Source organism: Rhizobium sp. CFBP 8762, from assembly GCF_014841565.1.
Classification (GTDB): domain Bacteria; phylum Pseudomonadota; class Alphaproteobacteria; order Rhizobiales; family Rhizobiaceae; genus CFBP-8762.
On the sequence record NZ_JACYUD010000006.1, the window covers coordinates 125486 to 147802 of the forward strand.

A 22317-nucleotide genomic window follows, 5' to 3' on the forward strand; every position below is an offset into this window, starting at 1 on the left:
TTACGCTTCGTCGGCCTTCAGTTTTGCAGCCTTAAAGGCAGCGTTTCTGGCGCGTACCACTTCCGCATGACCCGGCTTGTTTTCCTGCCGACTTCTGGCGAAGGCGGTGGCATTGTCGGGTACGTCCTGTGTAATCACACTGCCGGAGGCAATGAGGCTGGACGCGCCTATCGTCACCGGGGCTACGAGCGAAGAATTCGAACCGACAAAGGCATTGTCCCCGATGCGGGTAATGTGTTTGTTGATGCCATCGTAGTTACATGTGATCGTACCGGCTCCGATATTGGCACCGGCACCGATGAATGTATCCCCGATATAGCTCAGATGGTTGATCTTTGCGCCGACGCCCACTTCGCTCTTCTTGACCTCGCAGAAGTTACCGACCTTGGATTTGGCCGCCAGCTTTGCGCCCGGACGCAAACGAGCATAGGGGCCAATCTCCGCCTTTGGCCCAATTGTCGCCCCTTCGATATGCGAGAACGAGTGGATGACGGCACCAGCTGCAACGCTAACCCCCGGACCAAAAACGACGTGGGGCTCAATCACCACATCCTGCTCAAACTGGGTATCATAGGACAAAAACACGGTTTCTGGCGCGATCATTGATACACCCGACAGCATGACGTCGTGCCTGCGGCGCTCCTGCCAGATGCGTTCGATGACAGCCAGTTCGGCGCGGGTATTACACCCCATCAGTTCCTGCTCCGGCGCTTCCACCGCAATGGCGGAGCCGCCCAAAGCAACCACGATTTCTACCAGATCAGTGAGGTAATATTCGCCTTTCGCATTGCCATTGCCGATGCGGTTTAACAGGTCCAGCGCCTTATCACCGCGCACGGCCATAAGACCACCGTTGCAATAGGTGATCGCACGCTCGTCGCTGGACGCATCTTTCTCCTCGCGAATAGCCAGAAGCGCACCATTCTCGGTGATCAACCGTCCATAGCCGTGAGGATTGGCCGCTTGAAAACCAATCACCACAACATCGTGACCAGCAGCCAGCCCTTCACGCGCCGCCGTCAAGGGCGCGCCGGTAATGAGCGGCGTATCGCCAAAGACGACCAGCACGTCGTCGTAACCCTCTGCAATGGCTTGCCTTGCTGCCAGAACCGCATGGCCGGTGCCAAGCCGCTGTGTCTGTTCGTACACGCTCAAAGGCAGTGCATGCTTTCGCGCTGTGTCTTCCACGGCCTGTGCATCCCGCCCAACGACCAGCGCAACAGCATCGACCCCGGCACCTTCAAGTGCCGCCATGACATGCGAAATCATCGGGCGATTGCCGACCGGGTGCAGCACCTTGGACATGGATGACTTCATCCTTGTGCTTTCACCGGCTGCAAGAACGACCGCCAGACATGTACGGGCCATAGGTATCTCCAGGTTCATCAACGCGTCGGGCGTTGTAATATCAGAAACGTGTATCTGCAAACAATCTATCGCGAGGCTGGTGACAGGCGGGGGCAAGGCGTGCCATTTTCCGACGCTCTGGGGATGGATTGAAACTCATGAAAGCGGCAGACATACGTTCGGAAGACACACGACATCCCTATTGGCGCTCACCCCTTGCTATGCTGGCCGTTGCCGCATTGCTGCTTGGCGGTGCTCTCGTTGTTACAATCCCGGTGCCGCTCGGCCCGATGTATTGGGATCAATACCTGTATCTGGATGCGGCACAGCGCATTTATTCCGGTCAGATTCCGATTGTCGATTTCTTCGCACCCGTTGGACCGCTTGGCTATTATCTCTACGCGGGCCTGATGGCCGTTTTTCCGAAGGCCCAACCGCTGTTTCTTGCGAGCTGGTGCATTCTGCTCGTCACCATTCCGCTCATGGCCGCTGTGCTGGCGGATGTTCAAAAGCGGTCAAATACGACAGCTTTTGCGCTGCTGATCCCGTTCCTGCTCTTTTCCGTGCTGCCGTTTAACACCGGCTTTTTCTACCCCTTCCCCGGCGCTGACGGGTTTGGCATTTACAACCGGCAGGCGTGCCAGTTGCTGTATGTTCTGGCGTGCATATTGCTTTTTATGAAGACTACGCGCCTGCAAACCGTGCTGATCACAATCGCCATGCTCAGCCTTTGCCTCGTGAAAATCACCGGTGCCGTAGCCGGTGGGCTTCTCTGCCTCGGCGCAGTGTTGACGGGATCTCTGCGCATTAAAGATGCGGTCCTGTCCGCTTTTGCGTTCTTCGCGGCGTTGGTTGTCCTACAGATTACCACCGGTATTCCGGTAGCCTATGCACGCGATATCGGTGCGTTGCTGATGCTCAACCATTCGGGTCTGGGCAGCCGCCTGCTGCAAGCAGCATCATTGAACGCCATGATCGTGGCCCTTGGCGGACTTTTCTGGGTGCTGCTGATCATGGGCCAGCGTCGAAACACGCGCCTGCTGGTTCTGCTGCCTCTGTTTCTGCTGGCCGGACTGCTGTTTGAAAGTCAGAATACCGGAAGTCAGGCCTTCATTTTCCTGTGGCCGCTTCTTCTCCTTGGTCTGGCGTGGTCATTGCGAGAGCGTTCGAGGCATCTCAGAGCCGGTGCTACGGTCTGCATACTGGCGATAGCCCTGCCGCATGCGGTGACTATCCTGCAAAACGCGGCGCGTTCCGGCATCGGCGTTTTGCGGTACGAGACTCTGCCGCAAGCAAATCTGCGAACTCTGGGGGCGGTTCGAATGCGGTCCGAGCATCTGGACAGGGCACAGACCATGCGGCGCTTCTACGCCGATCATCGCAGCACCTTTTCCGCGTTGACGACGCAAGGAGACCTACCGTCGTTCCTGCTTTTCAGCGACATTGATTACCAGGCTATGTGGCTTTTGAATGCGGACGAAGCCGTCACAGCACTCTATGCGCTCGAACGGCAACGAAACCTGCGCTTTTCGACCGTCATGACCATCGACTTTACAAATCCGTTTGCGTGGATCATGAAGCGGGACGCGCCCAAACACATTGCCATTGGTGCCGATCCTGCTCGTGCGGTGCCGCCTCCAGACGACACGGTCATATCAGCGGTCAGTGCCGTGGATATTGCCCTGCTCCCCACCTGCCCCCTAACCACCAATGTCGCGGACTTATTATCGATCTACCAACCGATGCTAACTCCCAATCACAGCCGTATAACGCTGACGCCGTGCTTTGACGCATTTGTGCGTAACGACCTGTTACCCTGACTTCGGCATACTGACACGGCTTTCGGTCAGCACGCCGTTCTCGTCCAGAATGGGATGAGCGACGGACACAATATGCGCATTGATGCGCTTTAAGTCCCGCAGCATATCCAGATGCAGCGAGCTCGTTTGCAGACTGTCCAAGCGCCCATCGCGCAAACGTTCAAGGTGGCGTGCGGCAGAAACACGCTCCATGCGACGTACCTCCACCTTCACCTGCATCAACTGTCGAGCGAGATCGAAATTTCGCGTCACGAGAATTGTTTGCGCAATCCTGAGATTGTCGATCGTGAGGTCGAACAGCTTATGCAGTTCCTGATATCCGTCCTCGGAAAATTTCAGACCATGGCGCACCTTCTTGGTCACATGGTCGTAGACTCCCTTTTCAATGATGTCGCCGATATGCTCCAGATTGATGGCATAATCGATAATCACCATCGAGCGTTGGGACAACTCCTCGTCCAATCCCGCCCGGCCCAGACGCGACAGATAAATTTTAATATCCTGCTGCAGACGGTCTACCTGTTTTTCCAGCATGGAAATATCATGGATGTCCGACAGGTTGTTGCGGTCGAACGCATGCATGGTCTTGATCAGCATGCTTTCGATGATGTCACCAACCCGAAGGACCTCGCGGGTAGCACCTGAAAGAGCCATGACAGGCGAAGCAAGTGTATCCTCGTCCAGATAGCGCGGCCCGTTGTCACTTTTCGGCTCGTCGGGCACCAGCCGCGCCATCAAACGCGACAAGGGAGAACTGAACGGCCACGCCAGAATCGCGACACTGATATTAAACAGCAAATGGAAATCAACCGGCAGTTTCGCGTTGAGGAAAGGTAGCCCGTTGAGCAGATCAGAAATGATCCCAGCCATTGGCATGGCCAGCACACAGCCGATTGTCCGAACCAGCAGATTACCAAGCGTCACACGTCGCGCAGAGGCAGAGCTTCTGGCTGTCGCAATAACCGGAGGTATAGCCCCGCCCAGATTGGCACCCAGCACCAGAACAATTGTCAATGCTGGCGAGAGAATACCCGCTGATGCCAGGGACAGGACAAGCACTACGACAGCAAGGCTCGACGACGAAATTACCGCAAGGACCGCAGAGAACATGAGCGCCACCGGCCAAGCGCTGTCCAGCAATGTTAAAAATGCTGCGAGCGCAGGCGAATCGCGCATAGGCTCTGTGGCAATACCCAGCAGTTCCAGCGAGAGCAGCATGAGGCCAATGCCAATCAGGGCCGAACCACCACCCTTGCGCGCCGTAGAGCCAGAGCGGTACAAAACCATGCCAACCAGCAACAGAAGCGGCGATATCCAAACTATACCCGTCGAGACAAGCCATGCGGTGACCGCCGTGCCCACATTCGCGCCCAGCAGCACCACCTGCGCCCGCCGACCGCGCATCAAATCACGCTCCACGAACGACGCAACCATAAGCGCCGTCGCGGTTGAACTTTGCAAACCGATGGTCGCGACGAAGCCGGACACGAAAGATCGGACAGCGCTTTTGGTGCCCCTGGCCAGACCGGTGCGCAACTTTGCGCCAAAGGCCGCTGTTACGCCTCTTTTGACCTGGGACAGCCCAAACAAAAGCAGCGCGACCGCGCCGAACAGATTGATCATGACGATCATGGAAGACATTACAAAAGCTTTCTCTTCCGGGCCTGAGTTAGACCTTTGGAAGAATAACAGACACCGGATACAATGCCAGTGTCGCACACGAAATTTGGTTGCCGGCTAACAAATCCGACGCGTCGTGACGCGAATACGCATCACGGCACGACTTAAGGCAACTGCGGCACCGCTGCAGGCCGTCAATGCTTCTGATATAAGAAGCCATGCGCATTTTGCAAAATCGCAAGGTCAACGCTTTTTGATGAAACCTAGCTTCAATTCTGGAACTGTTTCATTTAAGGAACGCTGTGGCGGACTGTGCGTGGACCAGACCGCCCATACCAGACCATTGCCAAGAGGTACGCATTCTCATGCTTGAATCCCTGCGAAGAGCTTCCCAGACCTGGATCGTCAAAGGGCTTCTTATCCTTCTCGTGCTGTCGTTCGGCGTCTGGGGCGTATCGACCTCACTCGTCACAGGAACGTCGCAGGCCGTGGTCTCTGTTGGCGATGTTGATGTGTCCACGACCGATCTTCGTATGGCATACGAGCGGCAACTCTCCGTTGCGGCCCGCCAGTACGGCACACGGCTGACTCATGATCAGGCGCGCGCGCTTGGTATTGATCAGCAGGTCATTGCCCAGATGATTGCCGGCGCGTCACTGGACCAACTTGCCAGCAATATGAATCTCGGCCTGTCGCAGGATCAACTCGCCCGCACTATTGCCGAGGAACCGGCATTTCGCTCCGTCAACGGCCAGTTCGATCGCCAGCTTTTTTCCAGCACCCTGAGGAATGCTGGTCTGCGTGAGGACGATTATATCAACAGCCGCAGCAAGGTTGCCGTCCGCCAGCAGATTGTCGATGCCGTTTCGGATGGCTACAGCCCGCCAAAGGCCATGGTCGATGCGCTGCGCCAGTTCCGCAACGAAATGCGCTCCATCGACTATATACTGCTTTCCAACGCCAATATCGATCCGATCAAAGCGCCCGGCGACGATGTGCTGGCACCATGGTTTGAGGCGAAGAAAGCCGCGTACCGCGCCCCGGAATATCGCAAGCTCACCTACGTGAAGCTGGAGCCGGAGGACATTGCCGATTTCTCAAAGGCCACGGATGAAGACCTGCGTGCAACCTACGACCGGCAAAAGGACGCCTATCGCACTCCGGCGACCCGCACCATTGAACAGCTCAATTTTCCCGACAAAGGGGCGGCCGATGCGGCTCTGGCGCGCCTGAACGCTGGAAGCGTGACATTCGACGCTCTGGTTACCGAACAGGGTAAAACTCTTGCCGATGTTCGCCTGGGTGACTTTACAAAGGACGTTCTTCCAGACCCCAAGGTAGCCGACGCCGCCTTTGCCGTTGCACAGAATGGCCAGACGACGCCAGTCGTTGACGGCGTGTTTGGGCCGGTGATTTTGCGTATTGCCAACATCCAGCCAGAAACCGTGAAAAGCTTTGAGGACGTGAAGGAAGAGTTGCGCCGCGATTTTGCGCTTTCTCTTGCCCAGAACGAAATTCTTGGAATTCACGATCAGTTTGAAGATGCCCGCGCAGGCGGCGCCTCGCTGGTCGACGCAGCACGTCAGGTCAACCTGAAAGCGGTAACCGTTGAAGCCATCGATGCGACCGGAAAGACACCGGATGATGACGAAGTTGCCGATCTGCCCGAACGCCAGACGGTACTAGCAGATGCGTTCAAGGCCGATGTTGGCGGTGACCCGACGGTTATCAATATCGGCCGTGAAGGCTATCTCTGGCTGGAGGTCAACGATTCCACACCGGCGCGTGACCGCACGCTTGCGGAAGCAAGGGACCGCGTTTTGACTGACTGGACGGCCGAGCAGCAGACAAAGGCCCTGGAGGCACGGGCTCTTGAATTGAAAGCACGCGTCAGCGGAGGCGAAACCTTGGTGGCCATCGCGACAGACATGGGTCTGGCTGTTGAAACCAAAGTAGGCTTGCGCCGCGGCACACAGGATGCAGCGTTAAGCCCAGCCGCAATCCGCGCTGCTTTCGCAGGTCCGAACGGACTGGTTGGCAACGCTGCGGGCATGGATGGTGACGGACAGATATTGTTCAAGGTCACAGACGTCGCCTTCGACACGGCAACTGACGCGCTTGACAACAGCGATGCACAGATCGAAGCAGCTGCCCGTGCCAGTGGTGATGACATTCTCGACCAGATGGTGGACCAGTTGGAGACCAGCTACAGCGTCAGCGTCAATCGCCCGCTTGCAGACGCAACCATGGCCGCCCGGTAGAAGGGAACAGGACCCCATGCCCGAATTGAAGCCATTCATTGCCAAGGCTGCCAACGGGCAATCGTTGTCGCGGGATGAGGCGCGTCAGGCGTTCGATATCATCATGTCGGGCGAAGCAACGCCCGCGCAGATTGGCGGCTTCCTCATGGCGCTGCGTGTCCGGGGCGAAACGGTCGATGAGATCGTCGGTGCGGTCAGCACAATGCGCGCCAAAATGCTGCCGGTTAACGCACCTGAGAATGCTATCGACATTGTCGGCACGGGGGGCGACGGTGCCCATACCTACAACATTTCGACGCTTGCAGCCTTGATTGTGGCGGGTGCTGGTGTGCCAGTCGCCAAGCACGGCAACCGCGCCCTAAGCTCCAAATCGGGCACAGCGGATGCGCTTTCCTGTCTGGGCGTCAAGCTCGACATTGAACCTGCCTTGATTACCCGTTGCATTGAGGAAGCGGGCGTCGGCTTCATGTTCGCCCAAAAACACCATTCCGCCATGCGCCATGTTGGGCCGGCACGGGTGGAATTGGGGACTCGCACAATCTTCAACCTGCTGGGTCCGCTGTCGAACCCGTCCGGTGTGAAACAGCAGCTCATCGGTGTATATGCGCCAGAATGGCTGGTGCCTGTGGCCGAGGTCTTGAAAGATATGGGATCGACCCGAGTCTGGGTCGTCTATGGCGATGGTCTGGATGAAATTACGACAACTGGGCCCACGCAGATCGCTGCCTTGGAAGACGGGCATATCCGGACATTCACTGTAACGCCGGAGGACTTCGGTCTGCCGCAGGTCGAGCTGCCTCAGTTAAGAGGCGGTGACGGCGCACACAATGCCGCCACGCTGCAAGCGGTGCTTGACGGTGCCCGGATGCCCTACCTCGATATCTCGCTCGCCAATGCCGCCGCAGCACTTGTCATCGCAGGTAAAAGCCAATCACTGATAGAAGCGATGGACCTCGCCCGCTTTTCGGTGGACAGTGGCGCGGCAAACACGGCGTTGCAGCGCCTTGTCGCTGTTTCCAATCTCGCAGATTAAGGACTGGCAATGACCGATATTCTCCGCAAAATCGAAGCCTACAAGCGCGAAGAGATCGAAGCAGCCAAATCCGCTGTGCCACTGGAGGAGCTGAAGGCCATGAGCGCTGACCAGACAGCGCCCCGGGGCTTCATGAAAGCCCTCACCGACAGGTTCGAGCAGCGAAAATTTGGATTGATTGCGGAGATCAAAAAAGCCAGCCCGTCCAAGGGTTTGATCCGTGAGCATTTTGATCCGCCATCTCTCGCAAAAGCCTATGAAGACGGTGGTGCCGCGTGTCTTTCGGTGCTGACCGACGGCCCAAGCTTCCAGGGTTCACCCGAATTTTTGCGCGCAGCACGCGCTGCGTGTCGCTTGCCAGCCCTGCGCAAGGACTTCATGTTCGATCCCTATCAGGTTCACGAGGCAAGAGCCTGGGGCGCAGATTGCATTTTGCTGATCATGGCAAGCCTGACCGATGACGAAGCGGAAGAGCTTGAGGACGAGGCCATGGCTCTCGGTATGGATGTGCTGATCGAGGTGCACGATGCTGATGAGATGGAACGGGCGCTGAAGCTGAAATCGCCACTGATTGGCATCAACAACAGAAACCTGCGTACATTCGAGGTTGACCTGGCTGTCAGCGAGACCCTCTCCCACATGGTAGGGCCGGAGCGGCTGCTTGTCGGGGAAAGCGGGATTTTCACCCACGAAGACTGCCAAAGGCTGCTTGTCAGTGGTATCACAACGTTTCTGGTGGGCGAAAGCTTGATGCGCCAGGCCGATGTCGCGTCTGCTACCCGCCAGTTGCTGACCGGCCACGCTACCGAGCCTGCTCAATGACGAGCGCCCGGCTGACGCACATTGATGACACCGGCCAGGCGCACATGGTGGATGTCAGCGAAAAGGGCGATACCGTACGGATCGCGACCGCTACTGGCTACGTGAAAATGCATGCCGAAACCTTGGCCATGATTCAGGACGGCAATGCCAGGAAAGGCGATGTGATTGCCACCGCGCGAATTGCCGGAATTATGGCAGCCAAACAAACGGCGTCGCTGATCCCGCTTTGTCATCCACTCATGCTGACCAAAGTCACAGTCGATATTCAAGCGGATGAGGAGCTGCCCGGGTTGCGTGTGGCCGCATTGGCGAAGCTGAAAGGCCAGACCGGCGTAGAAATGGAAGCCCTGACCGCTGTCAGTATTGCCTGCCTGACAATCTACGACATGGCAAAGGCTGCAGACCGCGAGATGGAAATTGGCGGCATTCAACTGGCTACCAAGAGTGGCGGCAAATCCGGCGATTTTGTCCGGAACCAGTCTCCATGACCGGGCTTTTACCGGTCGCTGAAGCACTGTCCCGCTTGCTGCACAGCGGATCCCCGAAAACGGGCTCAGAATTGGTATCCTTGCATGATGCGGGAGGGCGGGTGCTTGCAAGCGACCTTTCTGCCAAACTCACGCAACCGCCGTTCGATAACTCCGCGATGGACGGCTATGCAGTCCGTGGTGACGATCTTGAAAGCGGCCTGCCGCTTCGTGTCACTGGCGAGGCCGCCGCGGGCTTGGCTGCACCACAGAGCCTTGGGTCGGGTGAGGCCATTCGCATTTTCACCGGCGCTCCGGTCCCTGACGGTGCTGACACTGTGCTAATTCAGGAAAATGCTGTCGTCAATCCAGATGGGACCATTACGGCGACCTCGCTCCCCGTGAAGGGCCGCAACATTCGTCCAAAGGGTCAGGATTTCAGGCAGGATCAAGTCCTGCTGAGGCAGGGACAGATTTTGGATGCCGGCCATTTAACGCTCGCTGCGGCAATGAATTACCCGCGCGTTTCCGTGTATCGCAAACCCATAGTGGGAATTCTGGCGACCGGTAACGAACTTTTGTCACCCGGAAGCCAATTGGGACCCGGCCAGATCATCGGATCCAACACCTATGGCGTTGCCGAAATTGCACGGGAGGCAGGCGCGAATGTCGTCGATCTTGGCATTTGCCCGGATCGAACCAACGCTATCATGGCGTCCGTCGGAAACGCACAGGCGCAGAACGTCGATATATTGGTAACGTTGGGTGGCGCATCTGTCGGGGATCATGACCTCGTACAATCATCGCTGCGTCAACTTGGAATGACCCTCGATTTCTGGCGCATCGCCATGCGGCCGGGCAAACCGCTTATGGTTGGCAAGCTTGATGGCATGCACGTTCTGGGTCTGCCGGGCAACCCTGCCTCCAGCCTCGTTTGCAGTTATCTCTTTCTGGAACCTCTTATTCGCAGAGTGGGATCCCTTCCGGGCATCAACCGCTTGCAGCAGGCAGTTGCCGGTATCGATCTGCCGGCAAACGATGGCCGGCAGGATTATATCCGGTCATGGCTGACCAGTGATTCGAGCGGCAGAGGGATTGCAACGCCGTTTCTACCGCAGGACTCGTCTATGATGCGCATTTTCGCGCATGCCGACTGCTTGCTGGTACGTGCGCCCTTTGAAACCGCGCTGGCTCAGGGCGATTCCTGCACCATTTTCCGTATAAAACATTCGTTTTCAATATAAGCGATGATTTAAATACTTGCGGAACACAGATGGAACATATAGAGTTCATTTCATGTATGGTTCGCGATTCAGGAGGCTGAGATATGTTGACGCGCAAGCAGCAGGAACTTTTGCTCTTTATCCATGAGAAAGTTAAGGAGTCGGGCGTATCGCCATCGTTCGATGAAATGAAGATTGCACTGGATCTGGCTTCGAAATCAGGCATTCACCGGCTTGTCACGGCTTTGGAAGAGCGCGGGTTTATCCGTCGGTTGCCAAACAGAGCGCGTGCTCTGGAAATCATTAAATTGCCCGAAGCCTATACCCGCCCTGCCCCCACCGCACCGTCGCTTTCGGTGGTGGCCTCTCAGCCGGACAAGAAGGACACACCGAAGACCGATAGCACCTCTGCGGGATCGGTTTCATTGCCTGTCATGGGTCGCATTGCAGCAGGTGTTCCCATTTCCGCCATTCAGAATATCACACATGACATCGTCGTGCCGCTCGAAATGGTTGGTCCTGGAGAGCACTACGCGTTGGAAGTTAAAGGCGATTCAATGATTGACGCCGGTATTCTTGATGGCGACACCGTCATTATTCGCAATGGCAGCAATGCCAGCCCGGGTGAAATTGTCGTTGCCCTGGTAGATGAGGAAGAGGCGACGCTGAAGCGTTTCCGCCGTAAGGGCTCCGAGATTGCACTCGAAGCAGCCAATCCTGCCTACGAGACCCGTGTTTTAGACGCCAATCGCGTCAAGGTTCAGGGTAAGCTTGTGGGTCTGGTGCGTCGATATCACTAAAGGTTGGAGCAGGAGACAGTTCAGCCTTCTCCTGCTCACCTTCCCCTTGCTCAACATAGCTGTTGGTACGCCAGTCATACGCTCTGTGGCGGTTCCACGGTCGGTTCAGCGATTGGATTGCTGGTATTATATGAAGTTGGGCTCGACCGTTCGCGGAAGTTCCCGCGTAAATTTCCAGCGCTCCCGTTTGTCGAAGCGTTCGACCGCTAATGAGTTTTGCACCTGTGCGGCACTTATTCATTCGTAACATCGATGGGGTAACGGCAATATCTGCCAGATCACAGGCAGTGTCAGCCAAAGCAGGCTGCTCGAACCAGATAATTTTAGTGGAGCGCTCGGTGATACCGGCGCACCAAAGGTTTTTAGCGCAGGTGAAGGATCGGGTAGGACCTTTTTCGAACACAGCCGCGATGTCTTTTCGGATAATCTGAATATCACGCTGCGACAGAGTAAGCCTTTCCTTTGACTTTGCTGACGAAACAATGATGCCGGTTGCCGTTTGAACAACAGGTGCAAAAGTCTCCTCAATAATCAGCGCTTTGCGCCACTGGTCGTAGATGAATTCCGGCGGTTTGGACCGGTTGGTGGCGATCCCGGCGTCGTTGAGATAACCAACCAGCTTTCCATCCTCCGATACCAGAACATGGGGGCGTTCGGCACGCGCACTGAGAATCAGCGCCAGGATACCAGACAGGATCATTGCCACGCCTATCAGCGAAAGGCGCGTCCGAAAAAGGCACGCAACAATGCCGCCGGTACCGATGAAAAAGAAGGCGAGAGCGGGGATTCGTCCTGTCAATGTCTGTCCGCCCCACGACGCTACTTCCAGCGCGACGAGCAGCACCATGTCTAGACAAGCGCCCATCAGGAGAAGCGGATAGGTATCCAGTCCAAGCGGCATCAACAGCATCGCTATCAGCGCGCAAGGCATGATGACAATGCTGATCAACGGCATCGTTACGACGTTACCAACCAAACCGTACGCAGGGATGCTGTGGAAATAACCGGCTGCGTAGATCAAAGTAGATACGCCTCCGATGAGCGAACTGATGAACAGTCCTGCCGCTGCAATTTTGACTGTCCGCAACACCTGAAAGAGGCGCGGCAAATGTTGTGAAGTTCCCTCAGCTGGCTCACTAATACGCCACCGCGCATATCCGGCGACAAGCGCGAGCGTTGCTGCAAATGACATCTGGAAGCCCGGGCCGGTGACCGCCGAGGGCGTGATAACGAGGATAATGATGGCTGATAGAGCGACGTTGCGCAGGCTGATCGATGGGCGATCAAACAGCGTGGCGATCAGCATGATACAGATCATGATCCAGGCTCGCACTGCTGACACTGCGGCTCCGGAAATCAGAATGTATGCCGTTACCATAATGAGTGCGCCGATGGCCGCAACTTTTTTAATAGAAAACCGGTGCGCCAACCCCGGAATGCAGCTGAGTACAGCGCGCGCGCCAACGAGAAAGGTCCCAGCGGCCAGAGCCATGTTAAGCCCTGAGATCGCCAGAACATGCGCCAGACCAGAGTCACGGAGCGCACTCAGCGCATCACGGCTGATAGAGCGCTCTTCTCCGGTGATCAGCGCTGCACCAATCGCGCCAGCATCCCCACCGATCGTTCCGCGAATACGATCTCCAATCGCAATCCGCATACCTTGAACACGAGCCTGCATGTCTTCCAGCGCATGTCTAAAGACGGTGGCATTCCTTGCAACGGGTTTGGCTTTCGGCGCACCATAGAAGTAGCCGACAGCACCAATGCCCCGGAAGAAACTCGCAAACGCGAAATCGTTCAGTCCAGGCAGTGCTGGCCCGGACGGCGGTGACAAACGCGCTCGTCCAGTAATCCCTCCACCAATGTCAACGGGATCATGGCGTGTACGTGCGATCAGCGTGGCTGAACTCGGCAATCGTTTCAAAACCGGATCATCAGTCTCGGTCAGTGTCACTGTATACCGGATACGTCCACGCTCATCGATTTCCCGCGCTGTGACAAACCCGGATACAAGAGTTGTCACAGACTGATCGAGAATGACGGTCGACGAGCGATGGGTTTGAAACATAGCCAAGGCCGCGCCCAGCAGAAACAATATTACAGAAATCAAACAGGCATGAATAAACCCATCGGTATGCGTCCGTCTAATAGCAGCCATGCCGACAGCGCATGCCAATGCCGTCACAATGAATATCTTCGGCGGATTTAAAAGCGCAAACCACCAGAATGCACCAAGGCCTAGCCAAAAGGGGATGAACAGAAACCTGTGCCCGTAGTCGATCTCCTGCGAATACCAGAATCGCAACGTTGTCGACCACGCGCCATAGGGGACAGCATCTGGAGGCTCCTCGGCATCGCCAGCCTGAAACTGGGGAGCTTTTGCCGTTTGCGCAGCGGGAGACGCGACGCGCAAGCAATCCGGCATATCGGCAATTTGCTCAGATTTAGGCACCGGTCACCCACCCCGATAGCAGCCTGATTCCTGCCTTCCGCTTTTCATTAGTCATGTCTATTATATACAGTAGTGTAAGGAAAGGGTGTAGGGCGCAAGGGGAATGTGCCTGTTTTATCACCAACCGCATCGGAGGTAAGTCAGCGTTAAACCCTTTCGCCGCTTGGCATGACAGCCGAAATCAGATAGCAAATTCCAACGTTCCAAATACGGCGTGCTAACGCCGGTTGCTCTAAACGGAGGGTCTTCATGACAACTAAAAGCGCAAGCGTCACATTGGACGAGCGGTCTGTGGAACTGCCTGTACGATCTGGCTCGATTGGCCCCGACGTCGTAGACATCGGCACGCTGTACAAGCAGACCGGAGCGTTTACCTATGACCCCGGTTTCACCTCCACTGCGTCCTGTGAATCAAAGATTACCTATATCGACGGTGACGAAGGCGTTCTCCTGCATCGGGGCTACCCAATCGAACAATTGGCCGAGCGTGGCGATTTTCTCGAAGTCTGCTATCTGCTGCTCTACGGCGAACTGCCGAACAAGACACAAAAAAGCGATTTTGATCATCGCGTCACACACCACACCATGGTCCATGAGCAGATGTCCCGCTTCTTCACGGGCTTCCGCCGTGACGCACATCCCATGGCTGTCATGTGCGGTTGTGTGGGGGCACTTTCGGCCTTCTACCATGACTCGACGGATATTACCGACCCGCACCAGCGCATGGTTGCCAGCCTTCGCATGATTGCAAAAATGCCGACGCTTGCAGCGATGGCATTCAAGTACCATGTCGGCCAGCCATTCGTGTATCCAAAGAATGATCTCGACTACGCCTCAAACTTCCTGCGCATGTGTTTTGCGGTTCCGTGCGAAGAGTACGTCGTCAATCCGGTGCTGGCGCGCGCCATGGATCGAATTTTCATCCTTCACGCTGACCACGAGCAGAATGCTTCGACGTCGACCGTGCGCCTTGCGGGCTCGTCCGGCGCAAACCCGTTTGCGTGCATTGCGGCTGGCATTGCCTGCCTCTGGGGTCCGGCCCATGGCGGCGCGAACGAAGCAGCACTGAATATGCTGGCGGAAATCGGTTCAGTCGATCGTATCCCGGAATATATCGCCAAGGCGAAAGACAAGAACGATCCGTTCCGGCTTATGGGTTTTGGCCATCGTGTTTACAAGAACTACGATCCGCGCGCCAAGATCATGCAGAAAACAACACACGAAGTGCTGGCGGAACTGGGCCATAACGATGATCCATTGCTTGCTGTGGCCATGGAGCTGGAGCGTATCGCACTGACTGATGAGTATTTCATCGAGAAGAAACTGTACCCCAACATCGACTTTTACTCGGGAATCACGCTGAAGGCGCTCGGCTTCCCCACCACAATGTTTACCGTGTTGTTCGCGCTGGCCCGGACTGTTGGCTGGATTGCACAGTGGAACGAGATGATTGAAGACCCTGAACAGCGCATTGGCCGCCCACGCCAGCTCTACGTTGGCGAGCCGAAACGGGATTACATCCCCGTTGCGGAACGATAAGAACAAAAACCCGGTCAGAGATGACCGGGTTTTTTGTTTGCATAGTCCAAAACAATTGCCGCTGCAGTGGCTCCCGGTGGACGCTCCGTCTGCATTCGATCCCAAACATCTCGATAGCCGTTCACCATGGTTCGACGTTGATCGGTCGAATCCACCAGTTTCTCAACCCAGCGCAAAAGACTACCCGGACGCACAACCTCATTCACATATTCAGGAATGATGGTGTAATCAGCAATGAGGTTCGGAAGTGCTGCGGTCCAGATATTGATCCTCATGTGCATAAGCTTGATCAACCAGTCGACCTTATACACGGAGACGACAGGGATTCCCGTTAGTGCCAGTTCCAGAATAACCGTCCCAGACGCAGCAATGGCTGCATCCGCCTGCGCAAACGCCTTCCACTTTTCCTCAGTCCCCACAACAATGTCGGGTTTTACGCTCCAGGATTCCACGAGTTCCCGCACACGCTGCTCCTGCCTGGGAACAGCGGGAAGAACGAAATGTATATCTGGTCGACGCTGACTCAACTGCGCCACAACATCACCAAAGACCGGAAGCAGGCGGTCTATCTCGCTTCGTCTTGAACCGGGGAGCAGTAAGCAGACTTTATCTGTTTGAGGCGCTCGCGATGCATTCTCATCTCGTGCCCTCAACAACGCTGTGTCGTTGGTCAAGCGATGGCCCACATAGGTAGTCGGCGGGCCGTTTAAAGCACGCATAGCCTCCGGCTCAAAGGGAAGCAAAGCCAACACATGATCAACATAGCTGCGCATACGGGGTGCCCGCTCGGGCTTCCATGCCCATACGCTTGGGCAAACATAATTGATCACCGGTAGATCTGGTAGTTTGCTCTTTACCCGCTTTGCAACGCGATGGGTAAAGTCAGGACTATCGATGATCACCAGAACATCCGGCTTTTCATTTACCAAGAAATCAGCGGTTTGCTTGATACGCTTCAAGAGAGACGGCAACTTTGCCAGAACTTGCGATATGCCCATGATGGACAACTCAGAGTAATCAAACAACGACCGCAACCCTTGTGCAGTCATCGCGTCTCCCCCAACGCCCACAACCGAAACATCACCCTCGCATTGTTCCTTTATACATGCGATCAGGTCTGCACCCAGCAAATCGCCGGACACCTCGCCAGCGATCACTGCAACCTTTAGCGATTGAGACGTCATAGTTTGCCTCGTTCAATACCTGTCAGGAACACATTGTCTGCGTTGGCAGCGGCCACAGTCGTCTCGCGCTCCAACACAAGCGCCCTTCCCGCCTCAACGGCAATCCCAGCAAGGCCAGCTGCTTCCGCGCCCGCGATGGTCGATGGCCCGATAGACGGCAAATCCGCTCTCATATCCTGGTTCGTCTTGCAGAGCTTTACCAGCACACCTTTCCGGTGTGCAGGGATACGTCCGGACGCTTTCAGCTCAGCGACCCGCTGCAACATGGCATCCGTGCCCTCCGGCCCCTCAAGAGCGACAACCCGCCCCCCAACTGCCACTGCCCCCTGCCCGATATCAAGCTTGCCAATCGCATCGGCTGCGCTTGCCGCCACCCGAATATCGTTCAAGTCGAAAGTGTTCGGCTGATGCGTTCCCAGCGGACCAATCTCTGCCAGAAGTTCGGGGACAATTTCGTGGACGCCAATGACCCTTGCGCCGCTCGCCTCAATCAATTCAATGGCCATCTTTAAAACACTGTCATCACCCCCGGCCAGCAAGGTCGCCAGAACCGACGGGATCTTGCGGAGGGTGCGCAGCGTAGGCCGAATGTCTTTCCAATGGGGACGGCGCTGCACCGCGCCCGAGAGCACGACACGATCAATGGAGTGCTCGGCGAAAATCGTTCGGATGGCTGCAAAATCACCAATCCCAGCACTCACATGCTGGAAATCACCCCAGTCCCGGTCTACCTCGTCTTTCAAGGCGATGATGAACGGATTTTCCCCATTGGCCCTTGCCGCCTGAGCGACGTATAGGGGAAGAAATCCACTTCCGGCAATGATCCCAAGGCGACGTGACTCCGGCCCCGCCTCCCGTTCCATCTATCGCTTCCTGTTTGGCGACGACAGGGCCCGGTCCCCTTCGTGGGCTATGAAATCCAGAATTTCGAGCGCGGGGGGGCAATCAAGGTATGTGTCGCGGACAGCGGCGGCATTTTCACGAATGGACTTTGGACCCTCAAAGATCTGCTTGTAAGCCCGACGAACGGTATGCAGAACAGGCTTTTCAAAACCCAGACGGGTCATGCCGACAATGTTCAAACCACCGAGAACCCCCGGATTTCCGTTCAGCATTCCATAGGGTATCAGATCATAGCTGACCGCCGACAAGCCACCAACAAATGCATTATTGCCCACCCGGGTAAACTGGTGAACGGCGCAACCGCCACCAAGGATTGCGCGATCACCCACGGTGACGTGACCCGCCAGCATAACGTTGTTGGATAGAATGATATTGTTGCCAAGCCGGCAATCATGCGCGACATGGGCGTAGGCGAGGAAGAGGTTGTTGTTTCCAACCACGGTTTCGCCGCCATGCTCCACCGTTCCGGTGTTCATCGTTACGCCTTCGCGGATCGTGCAATTGCTGCCAATCTTCAGCAGCGTATTCTCCGCGCTATGATGAACGCTTTGCGAGTCTCCGCCAATGACCGCCGAGGGAAAAATCTTCGTTCCGCTCCCGACCTGGGTTCTGCCGATGACAACCACGTGGCTTAGAAGCTCTACTTTATCACCAAGAACAACTTTCTGGCCAACGTGGCAGAAAGGACCAATGACGACGTTCTCACCGACTTCCGCACCATCTTCGACAACGGAAAGCGGATGAATTTTTGCACTCGCAGCAATCATATTTAGCTATCTTCTCTTGCGACAATCATCGCCCCGATATCAGCTTCTGCTACCAATTGCCCGTCAACTTTTGCATCGCAATGAAACTTCCAGATACTGCCGCGCTGCTTCTGTTTTTTGACATGAAACTCTACCCGGTCACCGGGAACCACAGGTTTGCGGAAACGGGCATTATCAATCGTCATGAAGTAGACAAGATTGGTTCCATCGCCTGTCTTTCGCGCACAAATAGCGCCTGCAGTCTGCGCCATTCCTTCGACCAAAAGAACACCGGGCATGATTGGTTGCTCAGGAAAATGACCCATGAAATGCGGCTCATTGGCCGTTACATTCTTGATCCCAATGGCAGATTCATCACCGTCAATCTCGATAATCCGGTCCACCAGGAGGAAAGGATAACGATGCGGCAGCAGTGTCAATATTTCACGTATATCCGCCGTCGCCAAGGCTGTTTTCACATCGTTAGTCATTGCGACCTTCCGTCTTTTTCGATTTATTACTGGAACGCATCGCGATCTCCGCAATGTCTCTGAGAAAATCCCGCATCGGTCTGGCGGGAATACCACCATATTTCTCCCCGGCCGGCACATTGGATACAACGCCGCTCATGGCTGCAATCTGTACCCCATCGCCAAGCGAGATATGACCGTTAATTGCCGCCGCGCCACCAATCATGACACCGTTACCAATCCGGGTGCTACCGGCAATTGCAACCTTTGCAACGATGCCGCATGAGCGACCGATCTGGACGTTGTGACCAATCTGAACCTGGTTGTCGATCTTGGTCCCTTCGCCAATAACGGTATCGTCCATCGTTCCACGGTCTATGGTGGTATTCGCACCGATCTCCACATGGTCTTGTATGATGACTCGGCCAATCTGAACAATCTTGATCATCCCGCCCCGGGGTCCAGGGGCGTACCCGAAGCCGTCTTGACCAATCCTCGCACCGGGATGGAGGATAACGTGATCTCCGATATAGGCGCAGAGGACACTGACATTGGGTGAAATGGTGCAGTTGCGACCGATACGCACGCCCTCGCCAATCACAGCAGATGCGCCAACTCGTGTACCCCGACCAATTTCCGCATGTGGGCCAATGGTCGCGAAAGGTTCGACATGCACCCCATCTTCAAGCACGGCGGTCGGATCAATAAACGCCTGCGGCGAGATCATTGCCTCCCCGATGACGGCTGGCCGCATTGCACTTTCATACAAATACGCACCTGCCACAGCAAAAGCAGTATGGGCACGCGCAGTGAGGAGAAGAGGTACGCCTTCCGGCATGATACTGGAGAGTGACTCGTCACAGATAATTGCCGACGCGTTGCACGTCTTCAGTTCATCTCTGTTGCGCCGAGACAAAACGTAGCAGACTTCGCCCGGTTGAGCCCGGGCGATAGGAGCCACCCCGGTTATAACAACCGAGGCCGCACTGTTATCACTTAACTCCGCGCCAATATGAGCCGCCAACTCGGACAAAGTTACGCCTTGGCGAGGCGGAAAAAAGCTATTGTATTCCATGCACCGGACACTCCAGAACAGTTACAACGCAGTTCTGGACTGCCTCATTAGAATTGCGAGGACATGCCGAACTTGAAGTTCTGCGTCTTGTCGTAATCTTCCTTCGCAATCGGGAATGCGTAATCGAAACGAAGCGGACCGAATGGCGACGCCCAGATTACACCAAGACCGACGGATGCACGCAACGCACTGCTACTACCAACCAGCGTGTCGCTTCCGATAACCGTATCGTTGCCGTAGAGCGTACCCGCATCAGCAAAAACGGCGCCGCGGAAACCGGCATCACGAGCAATCCCTGGAATTGGGAAAGTCGCCTCAGCCGACGCTGCGAAATAGGTCGTACCACCGACAGCATCTCTCAATGCTACACCATTCGAGCTTAGAATACGCGGACCAATACCATTACGCTCAAACCCGCGAACCTCGTTGCCGCCAATCATGAATTGGTCGTAGACATAGAGATTGTCGTTTGTCGCGAATACATGTCCGGCGCTTCCCGACAACGAACCGATGATATCGGCTTCATCGTTCAAGGACTGGAAGATTTTCGCCTTACCGCTGATCTTGTAGAAATCGGAGTCTCCGCCCAAGCCAGCAAATTCATGTGTGAACGTCGCAATGATGCCTTCGCGAGGCAATGTCGCGTCGTCAAGCGTGTTGTAGGTGAAGCTCTGCGATACCGACGAACGAACCAGATCACGGCCGACCAGATTGCGGAACGGCGTTGAAACCGTCGTCAGGTTGCCGGTTTTGTATTCCAGGCTCGTGTAGTTGTAACGCAGCGTGGTCGACAGCTTTTCCGTGATTGGCGCAGTGACGCGCAAGCTGAAACCACGATCCTCGTAGCTGTAGTTGTCTTCATAGTCGTTTTCGTTTGCGAACACGTCAAAGCCAGCGGCCAGACGGTAACCAAGGAAGTAGGGTTCGGTAAAGGATACGTTGTACGTACGTGTATCCTTGCCGCCACCGGCGGCAACACGAATGAATTGACCGCGACCAAGGAAGTTCTTTTCTTCAACCGAGGCTTCCAGCAGCACGCCACTGTTGTTGCCCGTTGCGTAACCTGCACCAATACCAAACGAACCGGTCGACTGATCCTGTACGTCTACAACGATAACGACACGGTCACCGGCAGACCCCTGCGCCGTCGTGATGTTCACGGACGAGAAGTAACCCAGTGCTTCCAGGCGGCGCTTGGCGCGCGCAATCATTTCCTGGTTGAAAGCATCGCCTTCGCTCATATCGAACTCGCGACGGATAACGTAATCGCGCGTACGCGTATTACCGCGAATTTCAATGCGCTCGACATAGGCACGCTCGCCCTGATCAACCAGATAATCAACGGCAATGGTATTGGTTTCGAAGTTGCGGTTCCCACGAGGCGTTACACGCGCAAAAGGATATCCCTCGGCTGCAACACGCTTGGAAATATTCGAGATCGATTCCTGCACGTCCTTCGCACTGTAGACGCGACCGGCACGGGTCTCGACAAGACCCTTCAATTCATCGGCATTGACGCCTTCGACCGTAGATTCGACATTCACGTCGCCGAAGTCGTAACGCTTCCCTTCTTCAAGGGTGTAGGTGATAACGTACTGGTTTGTCGTTTCATCCAGAACAGCGTTCGAGGACACAACGCGGAAATCCGCATAGCCACGGTTGTAATAGAACTGACGGAGCAGTTCTTCGTCGGCACGCAGCTTCTCTTCGCTATAAACGTCTTTGCGCGTCAGGAACGACAGCAGACCGGACTCCTTGGTCACGATCACAGCTTCCAGACGGCTATTGCTGTAGGCCTCGTTACCGACAAAGTTGATCGACGAAATCTTCGTGCGCTCACCTTCATTGATCGCAAACGCTACGTTGACACGACCTTCACCAATGGGAACGACCTGCGTTGTAACCTGCACGTCGCTACGACCAATGGCTGAGTAGGCATCACGGATGGCCTGAATGTCACCCTGCAACGCAGTCTCGCTGTAGGGCCCCAGAGGCTGGGTCTTAACGATCGGCGAAAGCTTCTCGTCCTTAATCTTCTTGTTGCCGTTAAAAACGACCTGATTGACCAGCTTGTTTTCGGAAACCGACACGACAAGCGTACTGCCGGACACCGTAATACGGACATCGGAGAAGTACCCGGTGGAGAACAACCGGCGGACCGATTCGTCGATGTCGCTGTTGCTGAATGTCTTACCGGGGACAATGGTGATGTTTGCGCGAACCGTTTCCGAGCTGGCCCGTGTGGCGCCACGCACATCGACGCGCTGAATTACGGCTGCTTGCGCTGCAGTGGCACTGGCCAGCGTTACGACAGTGGAGCCTGTTGCGACAACACCAGCAGACAGAGCAACCGCCGACACAGCGTTCAAAAATCTTGAACCAGCTTTCATGTTCACTTTTTACCTTTTTCCCAATGTCCCGTAGCGAACTCTTACCGACTCCGGTCACGCTTGCCGTTTTAACTGCTTTTTACATACAAGCAAGGGAGCGCGTTAATTTCTGTTTACTTCAAAACGCACAGTGTCAAAACGGACACTACTGCGTGGAATTATCGT

The 22317-nt window shown here is 55.6% G+C and carries 17 protein-coding genes; 8 read left to right on the forward strand and 9 right to left on the reverse strand.

The genetic code is table 11. From position 1 onward, the window contains the following. A complete protein-coding gene (glmU, locus tag IFT84_RS14635; RefSeq protein ID WP_192120639.1) occupies positions 1–1368 on the reverse strand; it encodes a bifunctional UDP-N-acetylglucosamine diphosphorylase/glucosamine-1-phosphate N-acetyltransferase GlmU in 1368 nt (455 codons plus the stop codon). Between the two features lie 137 nt (positions 1369–1505). Here glmU and IFT84_RS14640 point away from each other — a divergent pair, with 137 nt between their 5' ends. Then, a complete protein-coding gene (locus tag IFT84_RS14640) occupies positions 1506–3167 on the forward strand; it encodes a hypothetical protein (protein WP_192120641.1) in 1662 nt (553 codons plus the stop codon). Here IFT84_RS14640 and IFT84_RS14645 read toward each other — a convergent pair. After that, a complete protein-coding gene (locus IFT84_RS14645; protein ID WP_192120643.1) occupies positions 3159–4808 on the reverse strand; it encodes a Na/Pi cotransporter family protein in 1650 nt (549 codons plus the stop codon). The two genes, IFT84_RS14640 and IFT84_RS14645, sit on opposite strands and share 9 nt — an antisense overlap. Before the next feature lie 344 nt (positions 4809–5152). Between IFT84_RS14645 and IFT84_RS14650 the strand changes: the two genes are divergently transcribed. The 6 genes from IFT84_RS14650 to lexA all read left to right on the forward strand — a co-directional run bounded on the left by IFT84_RS14650 (position 5153) and on the right by lexA (position 11393). Then, positions 5153–7048, forward strand: coding sequence for a peptidylprolyl isomerase (locus IFT84_RS14650; protein ID WP_192120645.1), 1896 nt, complete (start codon positions 5153–5155; stop codon positions 7046–7048). 16 nt (positions 7049–7064) lie between these two features. Beyond that, on the forward strand, positions 7065–8081 hold the full coding sequence (trpD, locus tag IFT84_RS14655; RefSeq protein ID WP_192120647.1) for an anthranilate phosphoribosyltransferase: 1017 nt from the start codon (positions 7065–7067) through the stop codon (positions 8079–8081). Between the two features lie 9 nt (positions 8082–8090). Further along, a complete protein-coding gene (gene trpC, locus IFT84_RS14660) occupies positions 8091–8903 on the forward strand; it encodes an indole-3-glycerol phosphate synthase TrpC (protein WP_192120649.1) in 813 nt (270 codons plus the stop codon). Continuing rightward, entirely contained in the window at positions 8900–9391 is a 492-nt protein-coding gene (gene moaC / locus IFT84_RS14665; protein WP_192120651.1) for a cyclic pyranopterin monophosphate synthase MoaC, read from the forward strand. Before trpC ends, moaC begins: the two co-directional genes overlap by 4 nt. Beyond that, positions 9388–10614 (forward strand): molybdopterin molybdotransferase MoeA, encoded by a 1227-nt coding sequence (locus IFT84_RS14670; RefSeq protein ID WP_192120653.1) that lies wholly within the window; start codon positions 9388–9390, stop codon positions 10612–10614. Before moaC ends, IFT84_RS14670 begins: the two co-directional genes overlap by 4 nt. Before the next feature lie 83 nt (positions 10615–10697). After that, positions 10698–11393: a transcriptional repressor LexA gene (gene lexA, locus IFT84_RS14675; RefSeq protein ID WP_192120655.1), complete on the forward strand. Its 696-nt coding sequence runs from the start codon at positions 10698–10700 to the stop codon at positions 11391–11393. On the opposite strand, the gene IFT84_RS14680 is transcribed toward lexA, so the two are convergent. Further along, positions 11347–13845, reverse strand: coding sequence for a ComEC/Rec2 family competence protein (locus IFT84_RS14680; RefSeq protein WP_342212879.1), 2499 nt, complete (start codon positions 13843–13845; stop codon positions 11347–11349). The genes lexA and IFT84_RS14680 overlap by 47 nt on opposite strands. Before the next feature lie 249 nt (positions 13846–14094). Between IFT84_RS14680 and gltA the strand changes: the two genes are divergently transcribed. Further along, a complete protein-coding gene (gene gltA, locus IFT84_RS14685) occupies positions 14095–15384 on the forward strand; it encodes a citrate synthase (RefSeq protein ID WP_192120657.1) in 1290 nt (429 codons plus the stop codon). Between the two features lie 14 nt (positions 15385–15398). On the opposite strand, the gene lpxB is transcribed toward gltA, so the two are convergent. From lpxB to bamA, 6 genes are read right to left on the reverse strand one after another with little or no spacing between them, the layout of a single operon-like run. Next, entirely contained in the window at positions 15399–16568 is a 1170-nt protein-coding gene (gene lpxB / locus IFT84_RS14690) for a lipid-A-disaccharide synthase (protein ID WP_192120659.1), read from the reverse strand. Further along, complete coding sequence (locus IFT84_RS14695) at positions 16565–17431, reverse strand: LpxI family protein (RefSeq protein WP_192120661.1); 867 nt, start codon at positions 17429–17431, stop codon at positions 16565–16567. Before IFT84_RS14695 ends, lpxB begins: the two co-directional genes overlap by 4 nt. Then, the gene (gene lpxA / locus IFT84_RS14700; protein WP_192120663.1) at positions 17432–18238 is read right to left on the reverse strand and encodes an acyl-ACP--UDP-N-acetylglucosamine O-acyltransferase; all 807 of its coding nucleotides are present in this window, start codon (positions 18236–18238) and stop codon (positions 17432–17434) included. It abuts the gene before it with no gap. A 2-nt stretch (positions 18239–18240) separates the two neighbouring features. After that, the gene (gene fabZ / locus IFT84_RS14705; protein WP_192120665.1) at positions 18241–18708 is read right to left on the reverse strand and encodes a 3-hydroxyacyl-ACP dehydratase FabZ; all 468 of its coding nucleotides are present in this window, start codon (positions 18706–18708) and stop codon (positions 18241–18243) included. After that, positions 18701–19762, reverse strand: a complete 1062-nt coding sequence (gene lpxD, locus IFT84_RS14710; RefSeq protein ID WP_192120667.1) for a UDP-3-O-(3-hydroxymyristoyl)glucosamine N-acyltransferase — start codon at positions 19760–19762, stop codon at positions 18701–18703. The genes fabZ and lpxD overlap by 8 nt, the downstream gene beginning before the upstream one ends. A gap of 47 nt (positions 19763–19809) precedes the next feature. Beyond that, positions 19810–22152, reverse strand: a complete 2343-nt coding sequence (bamA, locus tag IFT84_RS14715; protein ID WP_192120669.1) for an outer membrane protein assembly factor BamA — start codon at positions 22150–22152, stop codon at positions 19810–19812. Between the last annotated feature and the right edge of the window lie 165 nt (positions 22153–22317).